This is a genomic window from Parabacteroides sp. AF48-14 (assembly GCF_003477465.1).
Taxonomy (GTDB): domain Bacteria; phylum Bacteroidota; class Bacteroidia; order Bacteroidales; family Tannerellaceae; genus Parabacteroides; species Parabacteroides acidifaciens.
On sequence record NZ_QUDI01000024.1, the window covers coordinates 41809 to 65125 of the forward strand.

A 23317-nucleotide genomic window follows, 5' to 3' on the forward strand; every position below is an offset into this window, starting at 1 on the left:
ATGGCTGAAGAGATCGAACCAAATGAACTTGCCCCGAAGAGTAACCGGATTCTATTCTGTTACTTTTTCATCGTGTTTCTGCTCGGCGGGGTGGCAATCGCTATTCTGGCGCGGGCTTTCGACACGGCTTTCGTTGAAAGGGATACCTGGCTGAAGGTGGCCGAGAGCCAGAAACGTCCGAACCGCCTGATCTATCCCAGCCGTGGGAATATCTATTCTTCCGATGGCAAGCTGATGGCAACCAGCGTGCCCTGTTTCTATATGTATGTCGATTTCAATGCCGATTGCTATTCCCATCCGACCCCTAAATGGAATAGCCTGGACACGCTTCTGAAGAGCAAGAATAACGGGATCGATTCGCTCTCGGTCTATCTCTCCCGTAAGTTGAAGAACCGGACGCCTGCCGGATATAAAGCTTATTTGTTGAGCGGTTTGAAGAAGAAGAGCCGACAGTTCCCTGTTTATGAGAAAAAGATATCCTATTCGGATCTGAAAGAAATACAGAAATACCCGTTCTTCCGTTTAGGACGGTTCAAGAGCGGTTTCTATACACGTGAAATGGTGGAACGGCAGAAACCGTTCGGCTCATTGGCTTCCCGTACGATTGGCGATACCTTCCGCGATATCGACCCGAAGACAGGGCTTACGAAAGGCAAGAATGGCCTGGAGTTGCAATACGACACCCTGTTGCATGGCGAAGCCGGTCTGAACTCCGTGCGCCGTGTGGGAGGCGGATGGACAAACGTCGTGGAAATCGATCCGGTGGAAGGAATGGATATCCGTACGACAATCGATATCAATATCCAGGATATAGCCGAGAAGTCTTTGCTCGATATGCTGAAGAAGATCGATGCCGCATCCGGTACGGCTGTCGTTATGGAAGTGGCGACAGGCGAGGTGAAAGCCATTACCAATATGGGACGTATCCGCGAAGGGGTTTATGGTGAAGATACGAACCACGCTGTTGCGGACGAGACGGAACCCGGCTCGACGTTCAAGGTCGCCTCCATCATGGTTGCCCTCGAAGACGGCGTTTGCCAGCCCGGCGATACGGTGGATGTCGGCAACGGTATTTATATGTATAAAGGTGCCCGTATGACAGACCATAATAACAATAAAGGCGGTTATGGGCGTATCTCGGTAGAACAGGCGATCTGGAATTCCTCCAATATCGGAGTTGCCAAGACCATCCTGAAAGGATACGAAAAGAATCCGACCAAGTATGTGGAAGGGCTTTACCGCCTCGGCTTGAATGAAGACCTGCGTTTGGAAATCCCCGGAGCCGGCCGTGCCAAAATACGCCGCCCTGATGATACGGTCCGTTACTGGTCGAAGACGGCGCTCCCTTGGATGTCGTTCGGTTATGAAACGCAGATACCGCCGATCTATACGTTGGCTTTCTATAATGCCATTGCCAACAACGGGAAAATGATCCGTCCGATTTTTACTAAAGAGATCATGCATAACGGCAAGACTGTGCAGAGTTTCTCGACCGAAGTGATACGGGAGTCGATTTGCTCGGAACGTACGCTGAATATTATAAAAGATATGCTGTTAGGCGTCGTGGAGAAAGGGACGGGTAAAGCTGTCCGTTCCGATTTCGTCCGGATAGCCGGAAAGACCGGTACGGCGCAGATCGCGTCGGGCGGTGTCTATCGCCAGGCTGGCCACCAGGTCGCTTTCTGCGGTTATTTCCCTGCCGATGCTCCGAAATATTCCTGTATTGTCGTGATCCGCCAGCCGCGTATCGGTTATCCTTCGGGAGGAACGATGTCCGGTGGTGTGGTAAAAGCGATAGCGGAAAAAGTATATGCCAGCCATATGTCTTTCGATATCCGCGATATGGAACGCGATTCGCTGGCTGTTACGATGCCGCGCCCGAAGGCAGGCGACCGGGTTGCCTTGGACGAAGTGTTGGACAAACTGGACATCGATATGAATACGGATGAAGCTGCCTCCCGGTGGGTGACGGCTTCCATCGACGACAGCCTGCAGGTTGTCAAACTGAAAGATATACCTGTCCGGGAAGGGCTTGTGCCGAATGTGGTCGGCATGGGTGCCAAAGATGCCGTCTACCTGCTGGAAAGTGCCGGGTTGCGGGCTTCCCTGAATGGGCTGGGGCGCGTTGCTTCCCAATCCGTATCACCGGGCGCCAAGGTATCGAAAGGACAAACAGTCTCATTAACGTTAAAATAGACTATGGAACTAAAAGAACTCATTCGTCCGTTGGAAGTACTTGAGATCGTCGGAGACGCAAATGTCGAGATCACAGGTATCCAGTCTGATTCCCGCAAAGTGGAAAAAGGCTTTTTGTTTGTGGCCGTACGCGGTGTCTCTGTCGATGGCCATGCCTATATCGAAGGGGCAACCGGGAAAGGAGCTGCCGCAATAATCTGCGAGGAAATCCCTTCGGATGAAAACATACATACATCCGGAAACAATCCCGTCTTTATCCGGGTGAAAGATTCGGCGGAGGCCTTGGGCAAGGTGTTGTCAGCCTGGTACGAGAATCCTTCGGACAACCTGATCCTGGTCGGTGTGACCGGGACGAACGGGAAGACGACGATCGCAACTCTCCTGTACGAGATGTTCCGCAAGATGGGGCATAAAGTAGGCTTGCTTTCGACAGTATGCAACTATATCGATGGCGAAGCGATTCCGACCGACCATACGACTCCCGATCCTGTAACCCTCCACAGCCTGATGGCGCGGATGGTGGAGGCCGGTTGCGAGTATGCCTTTATGGAAGTCAGCTCCCATTCGATCGATCAGAAACGTATCAGCGGCCTGTCGTTCGACGGTGGTATCTTTACCAACCTGACACGCGATCATCTGGATTACCATAAAACAGTCGAGAATTATCTGAAAGCAAAAAAGAAGTTCTTCGACGACCTGCCCGCATCGGCTTTTGCCCTTACGAATGCGGACGATAAATCCGGCTTGGTGATGTTGCAGAATACGGCGGCAAAGAAGTTGACCTATTCGCTCCGCACGCTCGCCGATTTTAAGGGAAAGATATTGGAATCCCATTTTGAAGGGACCGAGATGTTGATTAACGGCCGCGAGGTGATGACCCGCTTCGTAGGACGTTTCAATGCCTATAATCTGCTGGCCGTATATGGTGCGGCCGTTTCGTTAGGGAAAGACTCGGAAGAAGTGCTGGTCGTATTGAGCGATCTGCATTCCGTCTCCGGACGCTTCCAGACGATACAGTCTCCGGCAGGATATACGGCGATTGTGGATTATGCCCACACACCCGATGCGTTGGTCAATGTGCTGAACAGTATCCATGAAGTCCTGGACGGCAGCGGCCGGGTAATCACCGTGGTCGGTTGCGGCGGTAATCGCGATAAAGGCAAACGTCCTATCATGGCGAAAGAAGCATCCCGCTTGAGCGACCAGCTGATCCTGACATCCGACAATCCCCGTTTTGAGGAGCCGGACGAGATCATCCGGGATATGGTTGCCGGACTGAACGCTGCCGATATGGAGCATACGCTCTGCATCACGGACCGTACACAGGCCATCAAGACCGCTACCATGCTGGCAAAGAAAGGCGATGTAATCCTCGTAGCCGGCAAAGGTCATGAGGATTATCAGGAAATAAAAGGCGTTAAGCACCATTTTGATGACCGTGAGAAGCTACGGGAAATATTTGCAACACAACAACAATAAAAGACATGCTGTACTATCTGTTTAATTATTTGGATCAACTCGATTTCCCGGGTGCCGGTATGTTCAAGTACGTATCATTCCGTTCCGGGTTAGCATTGATCCTGTCTTTGTTCATCTCGACGACTATCGGACGCCGTATTATCGACAAGCTGCAACTGTTGCAGATAGGCGAGACGGTGCGTAACCTCGGTCTCGAAGGACAGATGAGCAAGAAAGGGACGCCGACAATGGGCGGTATCATCATTATTATTGCCATCGTGGTGCCGACATTACTCTGTGCGAAGTTGACGAATATATACGTGATCCTGATGTTAGTGACAACCATCTGGTTAGGTGCATTAGGGTTTGCCGACGACTATATCAAGGTATTCCGGAAGAACAAGGAAGGCATGCACGGCAAATTCAAGGTGATCGGACAGGTCGGCCTGGGACTTATCGTCGGCTTGGTTCTCTTTATGAGCCCGGATGTCGTGATCAAGGAGAATATGGAAGTGCGGCATGACAATGTGATCGAGGAAGTACGCTATCATACAGTGGAGAAGAAGTCTACCAAGACGACAATCCCTTTTGTGAAGAATAACAATTTCGACTATGCGCAGTTAGTGAACTGGGCCGGTCAATACAAGGAAGAGGCAGCCTGGCTGGTCTTCGTCATAATGGTTATCTTTGTCGTGACAGCCGTGTCTAACGGGGCGAACCTCACGGACGGTTTGGACGGACTGGCGGCGGGAAGTTCCGCCATTATCGGGGTCGCGCTCGGGATTCTGGCGTATATGTCGTCTCACTTCGAGTTTGCTTCCTTCCTGAATATCATGTTTATTCCGGGGGCGGAAGAGTTGGTGGTGTTTGCGGCGGCCTTTATCGGGGCGACGGTCGGATTCCTGTGGTACAACTCTTATCCGGCGCAGGTGTTTATGGGAGATACGGGCAGTCTGATGTTGGGCGGTGTCATCGCTGTGTTCGCGATTATTATCCGGAAGGAATTGCTGATTCCGATCCTTTGCGGCATCTTCCTGGTCGAGAACTTGTCAGTCATTATGCAGACGGCTTATTTCAAATATACGAAAAAGAAATATGGCGAAGGGCGGCGTATCTTCAAGATGGCGCCCCTCCACCACCATTTCCAGAAAGCCGGCAATGCGGGCATACAGGCGATGATACAGAAACCCTTTAACGTCGTCCCCGAATCGAAGATCGTGGTGCGTTTCTGGTTGATCGGTATCATCCTGGCGGTGATTACGATTGTAACATTAAAAATGCGATAAACGGTAGAGACGGATGGCATCCGTCTCCTTGAAACAAATAAAAATGAGCAGAATAGTAATATTAGGAGGAGGCGAAAGCGGCGCAGGTGCCGCCGTGTTAGCGAAGGCGAAAGGATTCGATGTTTTCCTTTCCGATTTCTCGTCTATCAAACCTAAGTATAAGGATATGCTGGACGCCCACGGAATCCGTTGGGAAGAGAATCAGCATACCGAAGCCGACATCCTGAATGCCGACGAAATCATCAAGAGCCCCGGGATTCCCGACAAGGCTCCCATTATAAAGAAACTGAAGGAGAAAGGTACGCCTATCATCTCCGAAATAGAATTTGCCGGACGCTATACCGATTCGAAGATGATCTGTATCACCGGAAGCAACGGCAAGACGACGACAACCATGCTGACTTACCACATCCTCCGCCAGGCGGGTGTCGACGTCGGTCTGGCAGGTAACGTCGGCAACAGCCTCGCCCTTCAGGTGGCTGAAGACCCGCACGCCGTCTATGTGATCGAACTGAGCAGTTTCCAGCTCGACAACATGTACGACTTCAAGGCGGACATCGCCATCCTTCTGAATATAACGCCAGACCATCTGGACCGCTATAATTACGAGATGCAGAACTATGTGGATGCCAAATTCCGCATTATCCGGAACCAGACGGCAGCAGATGCTTTCATATTCTGGAACGACGATCCTATCATTGCCCGCGAAATCGCCAAACGGCACCCCGAGGCAACTCTTTACCCGTTCGCCGAGACTCATGAAGCCGGCGTAAAGGGCTATACGGAAAATAAAAAGATAGTAATTGAAACCTCAAACGGAACGTTTACAATGGAAGAAGATTCATTAGCATTATCGGGAAAGCATAATCTGTATAATTCCTTAGCTTCGGGTATCGCCTCCAAAGTGGTGGATATCCATGACGAGAATATACGGGCTTCGCTGAGCGACTTTACCGGGGTGGAACATCGTCTCGAGAAAGTGGCGCGTGTACGTGGAGTCGATTATATCAACGACTCGAAAGCTACGAATGTGAACTCCTGCTGGTATGCCCTGCAGAGTATGACTACTCCGCTTGTGCTGATACTCGGCGGAACGGATAAGGGAAACGACTATTCCGAAATTGAAGAGTTGGTGAAGCAAAAGGTGCACGCCCTGATTTTCCTCGGTGTGGACAATGCCAAGCTGCACGGCTTCTTCGACGGCAAAGTGCCGGTGATCGAAGATGCCCGTTCAATGGAAGAAGCTGTATCGAAAGCATATAAACTGGCTGAAAAGGGAGACACTGTCCTGCTGTCGCCCTGCTGCGCCAGCTTCGACCTCTTCAAAAGCTATGAGGATCGTGGCGACCAGTTCAAGGCCTGTGTACGGAATCTGTAAAAACAAATAAACAATGGATCTGGCAAGTAAACTATTCAAGGGAGACCGGGTGATATGGGTGATCTTCATGTTCCTGTGTCTGATCTCGGCAATCGAGGTCTTTAGTGCGACGAGTACGCTCGCCTACAAGAGTGTGACGCATTGGGACCCGATCGTGCGGCATGGTTCGTTCATGTTAGGAGGTTTCGTGCTCGTATTGCTGATGCACAATGTGCCTTGCCGGTTTTATGCTTTGCTTGCCGGTGGTGCATTCCTTTCGGTTGTATTGCTGCTATTGTTGTTTGTGCCGGGGTTGGCTGTGGTGATAAACGGGGAACCCCGTTGGTTGAATTTGTTCGGCTTCACGTTCCAGCCGTCGGAGATTGCGAAAATCACCCTGATCGGATATACGGCTTTTGTCATGAGTAAGCAGAACTGGTTCACGGACAAGCAGATGTTCTGGTGGATAGAAGGAGGGACGCTTGTTATCTGTGGCTTGATCTTCACGACCAACGGTTCGACGGCTATCCTGCTTTTCTGCATCATTCAGATGATGGCTTTTTTCGGCCAGATATCGTTTGCCCGTCTGGCAAAGTTCTGGGGAATCCTGATTGCTGCGGGGGCATTGATGGTGGGTTTGCTGTTTGTGACGCCTGAGAGCGTGATGAAATATATGCCGGATCGCGTCCATACCTGGAAAGCGCGTATCGAGCGGTTCACCGATCCGACTCCGCCCGTGCAGTTCGAGCCGGGAAAGGCTGTCAATATCGATGGCGACGACTACCAGGTTGTTCACGGCAAGATTGCCATTGCCAGTGGCGGCATCTGGGGCAAGTTCCCCGGACACGGTCAGCAGCGCGACTTCCTGCCGCAGGCTTATTCGGACTTTATCTATGCCATTATCATTGAAGAGATGGGGATCGCCGGAGGAATCTTCGTCCTTTTCCTCTATATAGCCCTGCTTGTCAGGGTCGGGATGATCGCCCGCAGATGTGATAAGCTGTTCCCGAAATTCCTGGTTTTGGGCTGCGGGCTGCTTCTTGGTGTCCAAGCCCTGACGAATATGGCGGTGGCGGTGGACTTGATACCGGTCACCGGTCAGCCGTTGCCGCTGATCAGTCGCGGAGGTACGTCGACCGTGATCAGTTGTGCCTATATCGGCATCATTCTTAGTGTAAGCCGCTTCGGCGCCAATATGGGAAATGAGGACGATACGGACGCACTGGCATCGGATGAAAATTCCATGGGCATCGAACCGGAAACGGATGGGCATCCGTCGGAAAATGGGTCGGCACCCGTTGAAAACGGGACGGGAGCCACAGAAAACGGGACAGGAGCCACAGAAAATGGGACGGGAGCGGATTCCAACCCCCTCGAAGCCATTGCCGAACTGAAAGAAGAAACAAGAACGGAAACAACAACAGAAACTAAAATATGAAACAGTACCGAATCATCATAAGCGGCGGCGGGACCGGAGGACATATCTTCCCGGCTATCTCGATCGCCAATACCTTCAGGAGACGTTTCCCGGAGGCGGAAATACTGTTTGTGGGAGCTGAAGACCGGATGGAGATGGAAAAAGTCCCGGCCGCCGGTTACCGCATCGTAGGGTTGCCGGTGAGCGGTTTCGACCGTGCCCGGTTGATGAACAATATTCGCGTTGTCGGCCGCTTGGTCAAAAGCCTCCGGCTTGCCAAAAAGACGATACGCGAGTTCAAACCCGATATCGCCGTCGGTGTAGGCGGTTATGCCAGCGGGCCGACCTTGTGGATGGCGGCTTCCTTAGGGATTCCTACCCTGATACAGGAGCAAAACTCCTATGCCGGTGTTACGAATAAACTGCTGGCTAAGAAAGCCAGTAAAATATGTGTGGCCTACGATGGCATGGAAAAGTTCTTCCCTGCCGATCGTATTGTCGTGACCGGTAACCCGGTCCGCCGCGATCTGGAAGAGGCGCAGGGGAAACGCGAGGAAGCATTGGAGTTCTTCAAGCTTTCGCCGGAGAAGAAGACGATCCTGGTTGTCGGCGGAAGCCTGGGCGCCCGGACGATCAACCGCAGCATACAGGGCGACCTGGACAAGCTCTTTGCCGCCGAAGGCGAGGTGCAGGTGATCTGGCAGACAGGGCGTTATTATCAGGAAGAGGCCCTGAAGCATCTGAAAGCCTACCGGGGCATGCGCATCTGGTGTTCGGATTTCATCACCCGTATGGATTATGCCTATTCGGCAGCCGACTTGATTATCTCCCGTGCGGGAGCCAGCTCGATCTCCGAACTTTGCCTGTTGCGGAAGCCGGTAATCCTGGTTCCTTCCCCCAATGTTGCGGAAGACCATCAGACGAAGAATGCCCTGGCGCTGGTCGAGAAAGATGCCGCCATCATGATCGCCGATAAGGATGCCGAGGCACAGTTAGTGTCGAAAGCCCTCGAGGTCGTCCACGACGAAGAGCGGCTCCGCACCCTGAGCCACAACATCGCTACGCTGGCCCATCACCAGAGTGCCGAACATATTGTAGATGAAATTGTAAAGATCATCTCGTAAATATTATCTTTGTAACACAGAATAGAAACGAATAAGAATATATGGATATAAACAACATAACGGCTGTCTATTTCGTCGGTGCCGGCGGTATCGGGATGAGTGCCTGATCCGTTACTTTCTTTCGAAAGGGAAGAAGGTGGCCGGTTACGACAAGACCCCTTCCGGTTTGACGGAACAGTTGAACTATGAAGGAGCCGTCATACATTATGAGGATAACGTCGACCTGATCCCCGACGACTTTACCGATCCGGCCAAGACATTGGTGGTCTATACGCCTGCCGTTCCCGAAGCCCATTCGGAGCTTTGTTATTTCCGGGGGAACGGTTTCGAGGTGATGAAACGTGCCCGCGTGTTGGGCGAGATCACCAACTGCAACCGCGGACTCTGTGTTGCCGGTACGCATGGCAAGACGACGACCTCGTCGATGATAGCCCACCTGTTGAAACAGTCGCACGTCGACTGTAACGCTTTCTTAGGCGGTATCCTGAAGAACTACGACAGCAACCTGATGCTCTCTGCAAAGAGCGATCTGACCGTGATAGAGGCAGACGAGTTCGACCGCTCCTTTCACTGGCTCAAACCCTATATGGCCGTTATCACCGCCGCCGATCCCGATCACCTGGACATCTACGGAACACCGGAGGCCTATCGTGAAAGCTTCGAGCACTTCACTTCGTTGATCCGTCCTGACGGCTGCCTGATCATGAAGCAAGGCATCAACGTCACGCCCCGCCTGCAGGAAGGAGTAAAACTCTATACCTATTCCGCAACCGAGGGGGGAGACTTCTACGCCGAGAATGTCCGTATCGGCAACGGAGAGATATTCTTCGACTTTGTCGGTCCCGATGTCCGCATCCCGGATATCCAGTTGGGCGTTCCTGTGAAAGTAAATATCGAGAACGGTGTAGCCGCTATCGCCCTTGCGTGGCTGAACGGTGCGACACCGGAGGAAATCAAGCACGGCATGGCAACCTTTGCCGGTCCGCGCCGCCGCTTCGACTTCCACCTCAAGAAAGATAACATCGTCCTGATCGACGATTATGCACATCATCCCGCCGAGTTGAAGGCAAGTATCCTTTCCGTAAAGGAACTGTATGCCGGACGCAAGGTGACCGGTATCTTCCAGCCGCACCTCTACACCCGTACGCGCGACTTTGCCGCTGACTTTGCCGCCAGCCTGTCGCTCCTGGATGAACTGATCCTGCTGGATATTTATCCCGCACGCGAGGAACCGATACCGGGTGTCACTTCGCAGATTATCTTCGATGCCGTGACAATCCCCGGCAAACGGTTGATCCGGAAAGAGGAACTCCTGGATGTCGTCTCTGCCGAAGCAGGCAGGCTCGACGTAGTCCTGATGCTTGGCGCCGGCAATATAGAATTGCTGGTAGAACCTGTAAAACAAATATTGGATAAAAAAGAATAAAGAGTGGTCCGTATCGTATCCATAATAGTTGCAATACTGTTGTTCTGTTACATCGTGTTTGTCTCCTTCTTCTTCCGGGAAAGCAGGCAGAAAGACTTGTGCCGGGACTTGCAGGTGGTAGTCGTGGACAGCCTCGACAAACATTTTGTGAGCGAGAGCGACCTGGTCTCCCTCCTCAAGAATGCCGATCTGAACCCGATAAAAAAGCCGATGAACGAGATCAACACAGACCGGATTGAAAATGAACTGCTGAAGAACGAGATGATCGCCCGCGTGGAAGCCTACAAGACTCCTTCGGGCATGATTAAATTGGAAGTGGAGCAAAAAATACCTATCTTGCGTGTGATAAGTCCGAGAGGCAACTACTATGTGGATAATTTGGGTAGCACGATGCCTGTCAGCCGCCGCTATGTGGCGCACGTTCCCGTTGTAAGCGGATACGTGGAAAAAGAGTTGGCGGTAACCGACTTATACAAATTTGCATTATTTTTGCAGGAGAATGATTTCTGGAATAATCAGATAGAACAGATATACGTTCATCCGGATAATGAGGTGGAACTGGTCCCCCGGGTCGGTAACCACCGTATCGTGCTGGGTTCCCTGGCCGGTTATGAAGAGAAGCTGGATAACCTCCGGCTCTTCTACGAAAAGGCGATCCCCAAGGTGGGATGGGAGAAGTACGGCATTATAAATTTAAAATATAAGGATCAGATTGTTTGTACTAAAAGATAGAGAATATGGCATACACAGACTTTATAGCAGCCATCGACCTTGGCTCTTCTCACATGGTCGGTATGGTAGGTGCGAAAGGCCCTTCGGGGGCTCTTTCCATAATAGCCTACGAAGTAGAGAATTCCGAGACCTGTATTCGAAGAGGATGTGTATATAATATAAAAGATGCAGCCGGTAAGATCGTGCGCTTGATCCGCAAATTGGAGAACAAGTTGGGTGGTTCCCGTATCGGCAAGGTCTATATCGGGGTGGGAGGCCAGTCGCTTCGCACCATCAGCCATGCCGTGTCGAGAGTGATTGGCGACGGTACGGTGACCGAAGAAATCCTGCAGGAACTGGACAAGGAGTGTCGCCAGTATCATCCCGATATGCTGGATGTGCTGGAAGTCGCACCGCCCGCCTACTTCCTCGACAACCAGCCGGAAGCCCATCCCGTGGGAATGGGTTGCTCCCGGATAGATGCACGCTATAAGCTGATCGTCGGACGTCCGTCGCTTCGCCATGCCGTCACGACCAATATGACGGAACAGATCAAGCTCGATGTGGCAGGCACAATCGTCTCGCCATTAGCCTTGGCCGATCTGATCCTGACGGAACAGGAGAAAGATAAAGGATGTGCGCTGGTCGACTTCGGTGCAGGCGTAACCTCCGTCACGATATATAAAGATGGAAGCCTGGCAGGCCTGTACGTGATCCCGTTGGGCAGCCAGTTGATCACTCGCGACCTGATGTCGTTAGGCATACCTGAAAAGGAAGCCGAACGGGTGAAACGCACCTACGGCAATGCCATCTGGGAGAAAGACAACGAACAGCAAGTGGTCTCTGTCGACTTGGCGGACGGACAACATGCCGGCGAGGTTAAGCTCTCCGATATCAATATGATAGTGGAAGCCCGCAGCCGCGAGATCATCGAAAACATATACGCCCGTCTGGAAGATGCCGGAGTGGTCAAGACACCGGGTTACAGTGTTGTGATTGCCGGTAACGGCGCCGCGCTGAAGAATATGCGCGAAGCCCTCAGCGAACGCTTCAGGATGGATGTCCGTTATGCATCTGTCCGGAAAGACCTGATTGCCGACGGCGAGATGATCGCCAACAACCCCGAATACACGACCGCAGTCGCTCTCTTGCTGAAAGGTAGGGAGAACTGTGCTGTTTACACCGCTTCTGAACCGGAAAAGAAGAAGGAGGAAACAACGGTTGCACAAAAGTCTGCAACTACTGAGCCGGAAAAGACAGTCTCCAGTCTGGATAGCTCCTCTAAACAAGAGGAGGAGGCTGAGTCTGAAGAAAAGCAGGTGGCGGCTTCGGCTACGACGACTAAGAATCGCAATACTGGGACTAAGAAAGAGGAAGAGAAGAAGAAAAGCAAGGGCTGGGGATTCGGAGACCTCTTCAAGAATGCGGTGGATAAGATGGGCGATGGAATTGGTAAAGCCTTGGATGATGCACAATAATCGGTAACAAATAAAGACAGACGACAATGGACGATAAGACATACGATTTTGATTTGGCAAAAGCGCCTCAGACGATCATCAAAGCGATAGGCGTCGGTGGCGGTGGTGGTAATGCTGTCAGCAACATGTACAAGGAAGGCATACATGATGTCTCTTTCGTGTTGTGTAATACCGATAATCAGGCTTTGCAGAAGTCCGATGTGCCCGATAAGCTGCTGATCGGAAAGAATACGACTCGTGGTCTCGGATCGGGAAATGTCCCGGAAAGAGGCGAAGAGGCGGCTCTCGAAAGCGAAGATGAGATCCGCGAGATGCTGGACGACGGTACTCGTATGGCCTTTGTCACTGCCGGAATGGGCGGTGGTACAGGTACGGGAGCAGGGCCGATCGTAGCCAAGATATCGAAAGAGATGGGTATCCTGACTGTCGGTATCGTTACGATTCCTTTCCTGTTTGAAGGCCGTCAGAAGATTGTGAAAGCTGTCAAAGGCGTGCGGAAGATGGCGCAGAACGTGGACTCGCTGTTGGTGATCAACAACGAACGCCTGCGTGACTTGTATTCCGAAGAACGTATGAGCGTCCCCCAAGCCAACCGGAAAGCCGATGAAACACTGACGATCGCCGCTAAAAGCATCGCCGAGATTATTACGACTAATCTGGAGCAGAACGTCGACTTTGCCGATGTCGACACGACGATGCGCAACAGCGGTGTAGCCCTGATCAGTATCGGGTTCGGTGAAGGCGAAGGCCGCCTGCAACGGGCTATCGATGAGGCTTTGCACAGCACGCTGGTCAACGACATAGACAATATTTTCAATGCCAAACGAGTTGCCTTCGTGATCTACTACAGCCACGAAGATGCGCTCCGCATAGATGAGATGGATGATATCCACAACTTCATGGCACGTTTCAAGACAGACTATGAAGTGAAGTGGGGGCACGGCTATGACGACAGCTTAGGGGCCAAGATTAAGATCACGATCCTGGTAACCGGTTTCGGTCTGGAAGACGTCCTGTCCAAACAGCAACAGACACTCGATACCGAAGAAGATCTTCTTGCCGCCGCCCAAAAAGCCGAAGAGCTTAAGAAGAAAAAGGAAGAGGAAGACCAGTTGATCAACCGCTATTACCGCGATTATATCAACTTTCGCCCGAAAGCGGAAATCGTCATTCTCTCGACCGAAGAGCTGGACGATGACAACCTGATCGCCCTTCTGGAAGAGACTCCGACCTATAAGCGGAATGCAAAGGAAATCCTGCAAGTACGCCGGAAAGACGACGGAGCGGCCCGCCCGCAGGGAACTGCGTTCCAGTCTTCATCCGCCAATCAAGGCAAGAAGCCGAAGACTGGTGGTACAGTGATCAGTTTCCGATAATTTATAAATCATAAATCATAAATAAACAATGGATTTGTTTGAAAGAGTCAGCGAAGACATTAAAAACGCAATGAAGGCGAAAGACAAAGTAGCCCTTGAAACACTGAGAAACGTCAAGAAGTTCTTCCTCGAAGCAAAGACTGCTCCGGGAGCCAACGATACATTGAGTGATGCCGACGCATTGAAGATCATGCAGAAGCTCGTGAAACAAGGCAAGGATTCCGCCACTATCTATGTGCAGCAGGGACGCCAGGATCTGGCCGATGCCGAACTGGCACAGGTAGCCGTAATCGAAAAGTATCTGCCGGAACAGATGTCCGCCGAACAACTGGAAGCCGAGATAAAAGCAATCATCGCACAGGTTGGTGCTGCCGGCCCGAAAGATATGGGCAAGGTAATGGGCGTTGCCTCCAAAGCATTGGCCGGAAAAGCCGAAGGCCGCATGATCTCGGAGGTCGTTAAGAAATTGTTGAATCAATAGTAATAGGGGGTGTCAAAAGCCCCCCTATTAGCTTCTCTTATCTATACCACCAAATGTTTATTATTCAATTCTCTTTATACCATGATTACTTTTATTTGTTGCCTTATCGCTCTGATCGTAGGCTATTTCGTTTACGGTAAATTCATTGAACGTATTTTCGGTATCGATGCCAAGCGGCAGACACCTGCTTATACCCATCAGGACGGGGTGGATTACATTCCGATGCCCACCTGGAAGGTTTTTATGATCCAGTTTCTGAACATCGCCGGACTGGGCCCTATCTTCGGGGCCATCATGGGAGCGAAGTTCGGAACGGCCTCTTTCCTGTGGATCGTGTTAGGAAGTATCTTTGCCGGTTCGGTGCACGATTACCTGTCCGGTATGTTGTCCCTGCGCAATAACGGGGAAAGTCTGCCGGAGATTATCGGACGCTATTTAGGAGCGAACTTCAAGCAGTTTATGCGTGCCTTTACGGTACTTCTGATGATATTGGTCGGTTCCGTATTTGTTGCCGGACCTGCCGGGCTGCTGGCAAAGCTGACACCGGAGCATCTGGATGCTACTTTCTGGATTATTATTGTATTCCTCTATTATATCCTGGCAACGTTGTTGCCTGTCGATAAGATTATCGGCAAGGTTTATCCGTTGTTTGCAGGCGCTCTGCTGTTTATGGCGATCGGTATCCTGATCATGCTGTTTGTCCATCATCCGCCGTTGCCCGAGATTACGGACGGAATGCCGAATACCTATCCCGGCCATCTGCCTATCTTCCCGATCATGTTCGTGAGTATCGCCTGCGGGGCTATCTCCGGTTTCCATGCGACACAAAGCCCGTTGATGGCGCGTTGTATCAAGAATGAAAAATACGGCCGGCCGATCTTCTTCGGTTCCATGATTACGGAAGGTATTGTAGCCCTGATCTGGGCGGCAGCCGCTACTTATTTCTATCATAATAACGGGATGGGCGAGAACAATGCAGCCGTTGTGGTCGACAGCATAACAAAAGAATGGCTCGGTACCGTAGGCGGTATATTGGCCGTGTTGGGTGTGATTGCCGCGCCGATTACTTCCGGTGATACAGCCTTTCGTTCGGCACGCCTGATCGTGGCTGATTTCCTGCATCTCGAACAGCGTAGCATTACCAAGCGTCTGATGATCTGTATCCCTCTTTTTCTGGTGGCTATCGGCCTTTTGCTTTACAGCCAGAAAGACAAGGACGGTTTCGATATGATCTGGCGCTATTTCGCCTGGAGTAACCAGACGTTGGCCGTGTTCACCCTGTGGGCTTTGACGGTCTATCTGGTAACGGCAAAGAAACTGTATGTCGTGACTCTGATCCCGGCTTTGTTTATGACAGCCGTTTGTTCGACCTATATTTTTGTCGCCCCCGAAGGCTTGGGTATGGAAACCGGCCTGTCACAGATTATCGGCGTTGCCATCACGGTTGTCGTCTTTGCTTTCTTCTTGGTTTGGAAAAAGAAAAGCTGCAAATGATCATCTGCTCTTTTCCCAGAAATTGAAGGAAAAAGGTCAGAACTATAAAGCCCGGGCGGACTTATCCTTTTATCTTTATCCGCAGAAATCATTAAAAGGATAACCGCCATGAAAAAACTGATCAATTTACTGAGCCTTTTTTGCCTGTCTGCCCTGCTCCCGTTGTCGGCAGCAGGGGAGCCTATTGACCGTGAAGCTGTGGTGAAGCGGCACAAGGTGTTTACGACAGGCACTCTGCTGAAGAGTCCGGCACAAGTGGGTAACGGCAAATTTGCTTTCGGGATGGATATCACCGGCTTGCAGACATTTGCCCCCTTTAATACCCTCTCCGATTGGGGTTGGCACAGTTACCCGCTGCCCGAAGGGACGAAGGTGGAGGATTACCGTCCCGTCGTTGTCGAAACGCACGGCAAAAAGATCGCCTACGAACTCCGTGATCCCAACCAGCCTGCATTGTCGGAATGGCTGACCCAGAATCCACACCGCATAAACTTAGGACGGATCGCCTTTCGCCTGCTGCGCGAGGACGGGAAAGAAGCTCGTGAACTGGACATAAAAGCCGCCCGGCAGGAGACCGATCTTTGGACCGGTGTGGTCTACAGTCGCTTTGAACTGAACCGCAAAGAGGTGAAAGTACGTACCGTCTGCCACCCGGAGAAAGACATGATCGGGGTCACTGTCGAATCGGAACTGCTTAAAGACGGATCGGTCAGTATCTACCTGGATTTCCCCTATGCGGATAAGCGCCAGTTCCCTCATTTCATGGGACGTTACGATACGATCTCCGGTCATACCTCCTCGTATGAAAAGTTGGCGCCTAACTCCGTCCGCATCAGCCGGACAATGGATGATACCCGCTATTATACCCAACTTGACTGGACCGGGCAGGCCGTTTTTAGCCGTGAATCGGCAGATGCGCATAAATTCGTCCTCCAACCCCAAAACACCAACACGATTTCTTTCACCTGCTGCTTCTCGCCTGAACCGGTGGACAAGGTGACGGAACCCGTCGCCTCGATCGAACAGAAGAGCGCTGCCAGCTGGGAAAAATACTGGCGTTCGGGAGCTGCCATAGACTTGTCGGGCAGTAAAGACCCGCGCTGGCTGGAACTGGAACGCCGCGTCGTCCTCTCGCAATACCTGATGCGTGTGAACGAAAGCGGCCTCTATCCTCCCCAGGAATCAGGTCTGGTGAATAACGGCTGGTACGGCCGCTTCCACTTCGAGATGATCTGGTGGCATGGCGTGCACTATGGCTTGTGGAACCGGATGGAATGTTTCGACCGCTATCTGAACGTCTATAAGGACTTTATGCCGCAAGCCCGCGAACGTGCCAAGAGTGAAGGACGTTCCGGAGCGCGCTGGCCGAAGTGCACCGCTAACTTCAACCGCGAATGGCCCGGTAGCGCCCATGCCTATCTGATCTGGCACGAGCCCCATCCGATCTACTTCGCCGAGATGCAATACCGCCAGAATCCTACGCCCGAAACATTGGCGAAGTGGAAAGATATTGTCTTGAACACGGCCGATTATATGGCGGACTACCTCTTCTATGACAAGAAAACGAAACAATACGTCCTCGGCCCTCCCGTTGTTGTCGTATCCGAGAATACAGACCCGTTGCAGACTATAAACCCTATTTTCGAACTGGGCTATTTCCGTTATGGCCTGCGTACGGCATTAGAATGGGCGGACCGCTTGGGGCTGCCGGAAAAGAAGACGAGGAAATGGAAGGAGGTCCTTTCGAAGATGGCTCCCCTTCCGGTTGCTGATGGCGTCTACACGACCTACGAAGGCATCCCCGATATGTGGACGAAATATACCTACGAACACCCCGCCCTGACCGGCGTATATGGTATGTTGCCCGGTGACGGTGTAGATCAGGCGATTTTCAGGCGAACGCTTGAAAAAGTCGCGAAGGAATGGCAGTTCGACCGCATCTGGGGTTGGGACTTCCCGATGTTGGCAATGGCAGCCGCCCGCACAGGCCAGCCGAAGTTAGCTATCGACATGCTGATGCACCCCTCTGCCGGCTTCCAGTTCGACGAACACGGCTTGGCGACAGGTGGCCCGTTCCCTTATTTCCCCTCCAACGGCGCACTGCTGACAGCCATTGCTATGATGTGTGGCGGTTGGGACGGTTCGTCAGGCGATGCCCCCGGTTTCCCGAAAGACGGAAGCTGGACGGTCCGGTATGAAGGGTTTGTCCCGATGCAATAGTCGTTCAAGGGGGGGCTTATTGTATAAAACGGATTTTTCACCTTCGGAAGAGGTCCGAAATCAAATAAATGTTAATCCACTTTTTAGCCGCCAAAAAGGGGCTTCCCTCTCTTTTCCGGGAGTTTTTTGCCGGGAAGTCAACCTTTATTTCTTTTTCGCGGTACTTTATCGCCCTGAAGACGGTCGCCATACCCTATGAAGACGGTCATCATTCTAATGAAGACGGTCGCGAGGGCGATGAAGACGGTCGTCGTGGCGACAAGCTCCCGGATCTTCTTTTGAATATTTGGAACGCTATCTGTCTTCGTTCCCAAATATTCGATTCTCCGGGAGTTAAGCTTTATCACATTGCCGGCGTTTCCGGTTTTCGGTAATCAAATTGTACGCTCTCCGGAGCGACCTCGGCACCTCCTTTCATCTGTTGTCAGATAAAAAGGCCTAAACCGTGAAAAGAGTCAATCCAAAATGGATCAAGATTTCGGATGAAATAGAAAAACGAGCAAAAAGGGGGTTATTGTATATTTTGCGATTTACAGGGGAGGGTAACTTAGGGGGGGTATCAATCCAGGGGAGCTTCTTGTTACCCCCCCCCCCCGGAAATCTTATAAGAATATTTGAAATCTTTGAATCTTTTTCACAATTAAGTCTTTTCGATCCCGCAAAAATTGAATAAGCATTGCTTTTCAACGTGATAGGTATCGTTTCAAAAATGAATAGGTATTGCTCTCAAACGCAGTATTCATCGGGGTATTCCTTAAAAGATACCATTTTTTGAGCTGCTTAGCGTGAAAGCTTTTTTAAGATTATGCGGAAAATGGATAAGTTGTTGTGGGAGAGGGATTTGAATGCCTGAAAAATGACTAAAAAAAACGATCGTTTTAATTCGTCATTTTTACTGCACAAAAATACGCATTCCTTTTTAAACCACAACTCTTTTCTATAAAAAATTTCTTACCCCTATATTCTTTCTTATCAATTAGATAGCAATTCCAGTACGAAAATCCACCTTTTCAATACGAACTCCAAAGATAGCCAAAAAAAATGACGAATTAAAACGATCGTATTCGTAATCAAAGTACAAGAATTAACAAACGTACCTTATAATAGCGCGTACGTATATATAAAGAACTGACATTTCGATTAACTGTATTATTAATATTAAAATTTAGATTATGAACAAGAGATTTTCTACTCTTTTGGCTACCGCTCTGGTAGCCGGTAGTTTGTCCGCAAGCGCACAGTTGGTAACTGTAGGCAGTGCTGCGGCAGGTGCGACGTCAGGTGGTACTGCTGCAACATTTGTCCCGGGCGAATATTATTATTTGAAAGGAACGGAAGCCGGTATTACAGCAGGTTCTGCTGAATATCTTGCTTATCTGAAAGGTAAAGTAACAACTGACTCTTTGGCTGTGGTGGATGATGTAACATTAACGACTTCAGAAGCTACGGACCGTGCTTTGTGGAAAGTAGTTGAAGTAAAGAATCCTGCTACAGGTGCATTGAGCACTGGACATTTGAAAACAAGTACACGGGAACATTATTGGCTGATGGTTCTGTTAACGCATTTGAATGGATTGCAGGTGTACCTGCAACTGTTGCTGCAACAATCCTGAAATCTACTCAGGGATTGGACTTGACGAAAGGAGAACATTATGAGTTTCGTGAAGTAATTACATTGAATAAAAAGTATGAGGAAAAAGGTGCTACAGGTGGCGCAGGTACTGTAACGCTTGATGAATTGGATTTGTCTAATAACGGAACTAAATCATTGCAGTTGGTTAAATTTAAAGGCTCTGATATAGTTGGTGCTTGGGATAATGCAACTGTAATTACTGCAGATAAGTCTGTTTCTGGTATTATTTCTGCAACAGCCACTAATGGTGCTATCACTGGCGTTATTACTGAAGGTAAGAAAGTTACTGTTCCTGTTGGTACTAAAATTGTGCTTAATGTAAGTAACGCTAATGGCGGTTTGACAGTTCAGCCTTTTGTCCCTGATTACACAATGGCTTTGACAGCAACAGTTGGTAATACTGCTGGTTCTTTAGCAAACGTTATCGCTCCGAAAAAGCTCACAAGCTTCAAATTTACAGGCTTGGAAGCTTCCGGAACAAATGTTTTGGCTACTAATGAGTTTGAGTATGTTCAGTTGACGGTGAAAGGTTATCAATCAACAGGTACTGTTGGTGCAACAAATACTGCTTCTACAACTATCGACGTTCTCCGTGCAAAAACAAAAGACGCACAAGGTCGTGCTTTGTATCTGCGTATGGATACTGCAAAGTTTGCAGGTGGCGACTATTATAAAGTTAAATTGGATACACTGTCTAAAGATGATGGTAGTGGCGATATCATTGCAGCCCCTAAAGCTGTTATTCAGTCTTATGCTTTCGGTATCGCTTACGATTATGCTGCTGACTCTGTTTCTATTTATCCGAAGTTCACTTTGGATAAGGCTGCTGATCCTGCAAGCTGGTCTGATTCTTCGACTGTAACTGTTGCAGCTAATGCTGCAGGAAATGTTTTAGCTATCAAACAATTCTCTACGGCAAAAGAACTTACATTAGTTCCTGTTGCAGAAGTATCTAAAACTGCTAAATATACATTTGGAGATATCACTCCGGGTGGTGGTGTTGCTACATTCGAAGATGGTGTAAGCTATTATATCCAGCGCGCTAATAAAGCAGAAAACATTGCAAACGGTAAGTTCTATGCTAACAACTTCTATGGCGCAGCTCAATATATGGACTCTGCTTACTATCTGCCGGCTACTCAGTGGACAGTTAAAGAAATCACAACAGGCCATTATACAGTGAAGAACCGTGAAACTGGTGCTACATTAACTGGAGTTGATGGAACTGATGGTTCTATCTTCTATACCGGCGAAGGTGATGCTGTTGCCGTTGCTGCTGCAGATACATTGTTATTCATTAAAGTTCCAGCTCAGGCTAATGATAAATACCTGGGTTATCTGAATCTGAAAGAAGAAGACTATCGCAATAAGGCTTATTCAATCAGCTTTACAGACTATAACGGTATTACTACTTTTGTAAATACTGCAGACTCTGTTTTGAGAGCTTCTGATGAAGGTGTATACTTTAAGTTATCTCCTGTTCCTGTAATTGAAAAGGGCTTTGGTGCTGATACTTTGGTAAGAAGTGCTTATTATATCTCTGACAGAGAAGGTAAGAAGTTTATCACTTACAATGATGCTCAGACTGGTTACAAGTTGTCTGAAACAGCTACACCTGTTAAGTTCTTGTTCAGAAACGTAGGTGCTAATACTTATTCTTTGATTGATTCTGTTGTCTCTTTGCCTGCTTCTAAGGAATTGATCATCGACATCAAATCTGGTGCTGTAAGACCTGTTGCAGTTGGTTCTGCTGTTACAAACAATGCATTTGATATCTTGGTTGAAGCTGCTCCTGAATATGTTTTGGATGCTAAGGGCCACTATAACATCGAAAACATGCGTGGTGATATGCTGGCTGCTGATGCTCAGGGATTCGGTATGTTCCGTAAAGAAGGTGAATTGAAAGCTGCTTACGAAAAGGCTGACTTCGCTTTGTTTGTTGATACAGCTAAGATCGATAAGATCGAGCCGTCTTACTTCATCCTGTCAGGTGCTAAGGCTGAAAAGGGTACTTCTAAACTGGAAGGTAACTTCTTGCGTGTAATGTCTGACTCTGCTAATGTAGAAGGTTATAAGGCTGATAATGGTTTGATCCGTTTGGCATTTGTTCCTGCAAAACGTGAAGCTACAAGCGACTCTCTGTTGGTTAACTTCGAATCTGCAAAGGTTGATAGCGTAGGTTATGCAAAGACTACAAGCAAAGGTAAGGTTAGTCAGTTCCAGTTCAAGATCCAGTATACAAATACAGATGGTGAATATCTCGTAGAAAATGCAGCAGGTTATCTGGCTACTTATAATGATGTTCTTTGCTTAACAGCTAACAAAGCTGCTGCTCAGTTAATTAAACTGACATCTGTTGAAGCTCCTACCGCAAACGAAGGTGTTGAAGTATCTGAAGTGAAAGTGATCGCCGGTAATGGTGCTATCCAGATCGTAGGTGCTCAGGGTAAGAAAGTTGTTGTAAGCAACATCTTAGGCCAGACAATCGCTAACACAGTCATCTCTTCTGACAATGCAACAATCGCTGCTCCTGCCGGTGTAGTTGTTGTAGCTGTTGAAGGCGAAGAAGCTGTAAAAGCTATCGTTAAGTAATTGACGATATAATAATGAATATAAACATTCTCTGTTTCCCTCTTCGAGAGGGGGCAGGGAGTGATTATATAATCAAATAATTCTAACATTCACGCGCGCGGCACGTTCAAAGCGTCCAACTACCCCGCGAGGGCGAACAAGCGGTGAATATTAATACTAAAGTAATGAAATTACAAAAAGTTCATCTGTCCCTCCCTCTGTGAAGACCGAAGGCGGACAAAAAACAAGCCCGCGCAACCAATCAGGTTACGCGGGCTTCGTTGTTTTTATTAGTAGAATATTTCTTTCTTTACAACATATGATACCCCTTCAACTCCCTCCTCAACGCCTGCGATTTCCCGTCTGTGACTTTGTCCATCAGGGACCAGAAGCGGTCGCTGTGGTTCATTTCGACGGTGTGGCAAAGTTCGTGCAGGAGAACATAGTCGACCAGGTGCCAGGGGAGGAGCATCAGGGAGAGGGACAAGTTGATGCTGCGGCGGGGTGTGCAACTGCCCCAATGGCTTTTGCTGTTGAATATTTTGATTCCCGTACAGGTGAAGCCGTGTTGGGTCGCCAGATTGAACAGGCGTGAAGGTAAGAGGCGGTGGGCTTCATGGCGGAGTGCCTTTTCCAAAAGACCTTTTAATAACTCCTGGACGCGCTTGTCGGTGAAGTCGGTTTGATTTGGACAGGCGATATGCAGGACGCCATCGTCGAGCTTCATGTAGAAATTGTCCCGGTCGGTGCAGAATATATGAAGACGGAAAGTAGCCGTCTGCATCTCCGTCTCCTCGGTCAAAAGAGGACGGGCAGGATGCTTGTCGAGTGCGGCACGCAGCTTCTCCTTGTTCTCGCGGATAAAAGCGAGCATACGCGCCTCGTTGCCGCCTAACGGCATAGTCGCTGTTATCGTCCCTTTGGAAATCTTGAGCGTATAACGGGTCGCGCGAGGACTGGTACGGAGAAGGATGGTTCCCAACTCTTTGTCGTATATTGTCTTTTCCATATTCGTTTGCAAAAGTAATACTTTACGGACAAACAATATATGCCCGGAATTGCTTATCTTTGCGCCCGAATAACGATAAT

At 49.7% G+C, this 23317-nt stretch carries 17 protein-coding genes and 1 pseudogene; 17 read left to right on the forward strand and 1 reads right to left on the reverse strand.

What is annotated here, in order from left to right:
- The 17 genes and pseudogenes from DW083_RS12500 (at position 1) to DW083_RS23500 (ending at position 22249) form a co-directional block, all read left to right on the forward strand.
- The gene (locus DW083_RS12500; protein ID WP_115500231.1) at positions 1 to 2196 is read left to right on the forward strand and encodes a penicillin-binding protein; all 2196 of its coding nucleotides are present in this window, start codon (positions 1 to 3) and stop codon (positions 2194 to 2196) included.
- 3 nt (positions 2197 to 2199) lie between these two features.
- Positions 2200 to 3675 (forward strand): UDP-N-acetylmuramoyl-L-alanyl-D-glutamate--2,6-diaminopimelate ligase, encoded by a 1476-nt coding sequence (locus DW083_RS12505; protein WP_122332583.1) that lies wholly within the window; start codon positions 2200 to 2202, stop codon positions 3673 to 3675.
- A 5-nt stretch (positions 3676 to 3680) separates the two neighbouring features.
- Complete coding sequence (gene mraY, locus DW083_RS12510; RefSeq protein ID WP_115500233.1) at positions 3681 to 4940, forward strand: phospho-N-acetylmuramoyl-pentapeptide-transferase; 1260 nt, start codon at positions 3681 to 3683, stop codon at positions 4938 to 4940.
- Positions 4941 to 4983: 43 nt separating this feature from the next.
- The gene (gene murD, locus DW083_RS12515; protein WP_122332607.1) at positions 4984 to 6318 is read left to right on the forward strand and encodes a UDP-N-acetylmuramoyl-L-alanine--D-glutamate ligase; all 1335 of its coding nucleotides are present in this window, start codon (positions 4984 to 4986) and stop codon (positions 6316 to 6318) included.
- Between the two features lie 13 nt (positions 6319 to 6331).
- Complete coding sequence (locus tag DW083_RS12520) at positions 6332 to 7735, forward strand: FtsW/RodA/SpoVE family cell cycle protein (RefSeq protein WP_115500235.1); 1404 nt, start codon at positions 6332 to 6334, stop codon at positions 7733 to 7735.
- Positions 7732 to 8838: an undecaprenyldiphospho-muramoylpentapeptide beta-N-acetylglucosaminyltransferase gene (gene murG, locus DW083_RS12525; protein WP_122332584.1), complete on the forward strand. Its 1107-nt coding sequence runs from the start codon at positions 7732 to 7734 to the stop codon at positions 8836 to 8838. Before DW083_RS12520 ends, murG begins: the two co-directional genes overlap by 4 nt.
- Positions 8839 to 8879: 41 nt before the next feature.
- Positions 8880 to 10264, forward strand: a pseudogene (murC, locus tag DW083_RS12530) (UDP-N-acetylmuramate--L-alanine ligase).
- A gap of 3 nt (positions 10265 to 10267) precedes the next feature.
- On the forward strand, positions 10268 to 10996 hold the full coding sequence (locus DW083_RS12535; protein WP_115500238.1) for a cell division protein FtsQ/DivIB: 729 nt from the start codon (positions 10268 to 10270) through the stop codon (positions 10994 to 10996).
- A 5-nt stretch (positions 10997 to 11001) separates the two neighbouring features.
- Entirely contained in the window at positions 11002 to 12453 is a 1452-nt protein-coding gene (ftsA, locus tag DW083_RS12540; RefSeq protein WP_122332585.1) for a cell division protein FtsA, read from the forward strand.
- A 26-nt stretch (positions 12454 to 12479) separates the two neighbouring features.
- On the forward strand, positions 12480 to 13829 hold the full coding sequence (gene ftsZ / locus DW083_RS12545) for a cell division protein FtsZ (protein WP_122332586.1): 1350 nt from the start codon (positions 12480 to 12482) through the stop codon (positions 13827 to 13829).
- Between the two features lie 28 nt (positions 13830 to 13857).
- On the forward strand, positions 13858 to 14310 hold the full coding sequence (locus DW083_RS12550; RefSeq protein WP_115500241.1) for a GatB/YqeY domain-containing protein: 453 nt from the start codon (positions 13858 to 13860) through the stop codon (positions 14308 to 14310).
- A gap of 81 nt (positions 14311 to 14391) precedes the next feature.
- On the forward strand, positions 14392 to 15804 hold the full coding sequence (locus DW083_RS12555) for a carbon starvation protein A (RefSeq protein ID WP_122332587.1): 1413 nt from the start codon (positions 14392 to 14394) through the stop codon (positions 15802 to 15804).
- 108 nt (positions 15805 to 15912) lie between these two features.
- On the forward strand, positions 15913 to 18024 hold the full coding sequence (locus DW083_RS12560; RefSeq protein ID WP_122332588.1) for a hypothetical protein: 2112 nt from the start codon (positions 15913 to 15915) through the stop codon (positions 18022 to 18024).
- A 68-nt stretch (positions 18025 to 18092) separates the two neighbouring features.
- The gene (locus DW083_RS12565; RefSeq protein WP_122332589.1) at positions 18093 to 18398 is read left to right on the forward strand and encodes a hypothetical protein; all 306 of its coding nucleotides are present in this window, start codon (positions 18093 to 18095) and stop codon (positions 18396 to 18398) included.
- A 71-nt stretch (positions 18399 to 18469) separates the two neighbouring features.
- Positions 18470 to 18697, forward strand: coding sequence for a hypothetical protein (locus DW083_RS22875; protein WP_122332590.1), 228 nt, complete (start codon positions 18470 to 18472; stop codon positions 18695 to 18697).
- A gap of 499 nt (positions 18698 to 19196) precedes the next feature.
- Positions 19197 to 19637, forward strand: coding sequence for a hypothetical protein (locus DW083_RS12575; protein WP_147382138.1), 441 nt, complete (start codon positions 19197 to 19199; stop codon positions 19635 to 19637).
- Between the two features lie 14 nt (positions 19638 to 19651).
- The gene (locus DW083_RS23500) at positions 19652 to 22249 is read left to right on the forward strand and encodes a DUF6383 domain-containing protein (RefSeq protein WP_122332592.1); all 2598 of its coding nucleotides are present in this window, start codon (positions 19652 to 19654) and stop codon (positions 22247 to 22249) included.
- Positions 22250 to 22538: 289 nt separating this feature from the next.
- On the opposite strand, the gene DW083_RS12585 is transcribed toward DW083_RS23500, so the two are convergent.
- Positions 22539 to 23237 (reverse strand): M48 family metallopeptidase, encoded by a 699-nt coding sequence (locus DW083_RS12585; protein ID WP_122332608.1) that lies wholly within the window; start codon positions 23235 to 23237, stop codon positions 22539 to 22541.
- Positions 23238 to 23317: the final 80 nt, after the last annotated feature.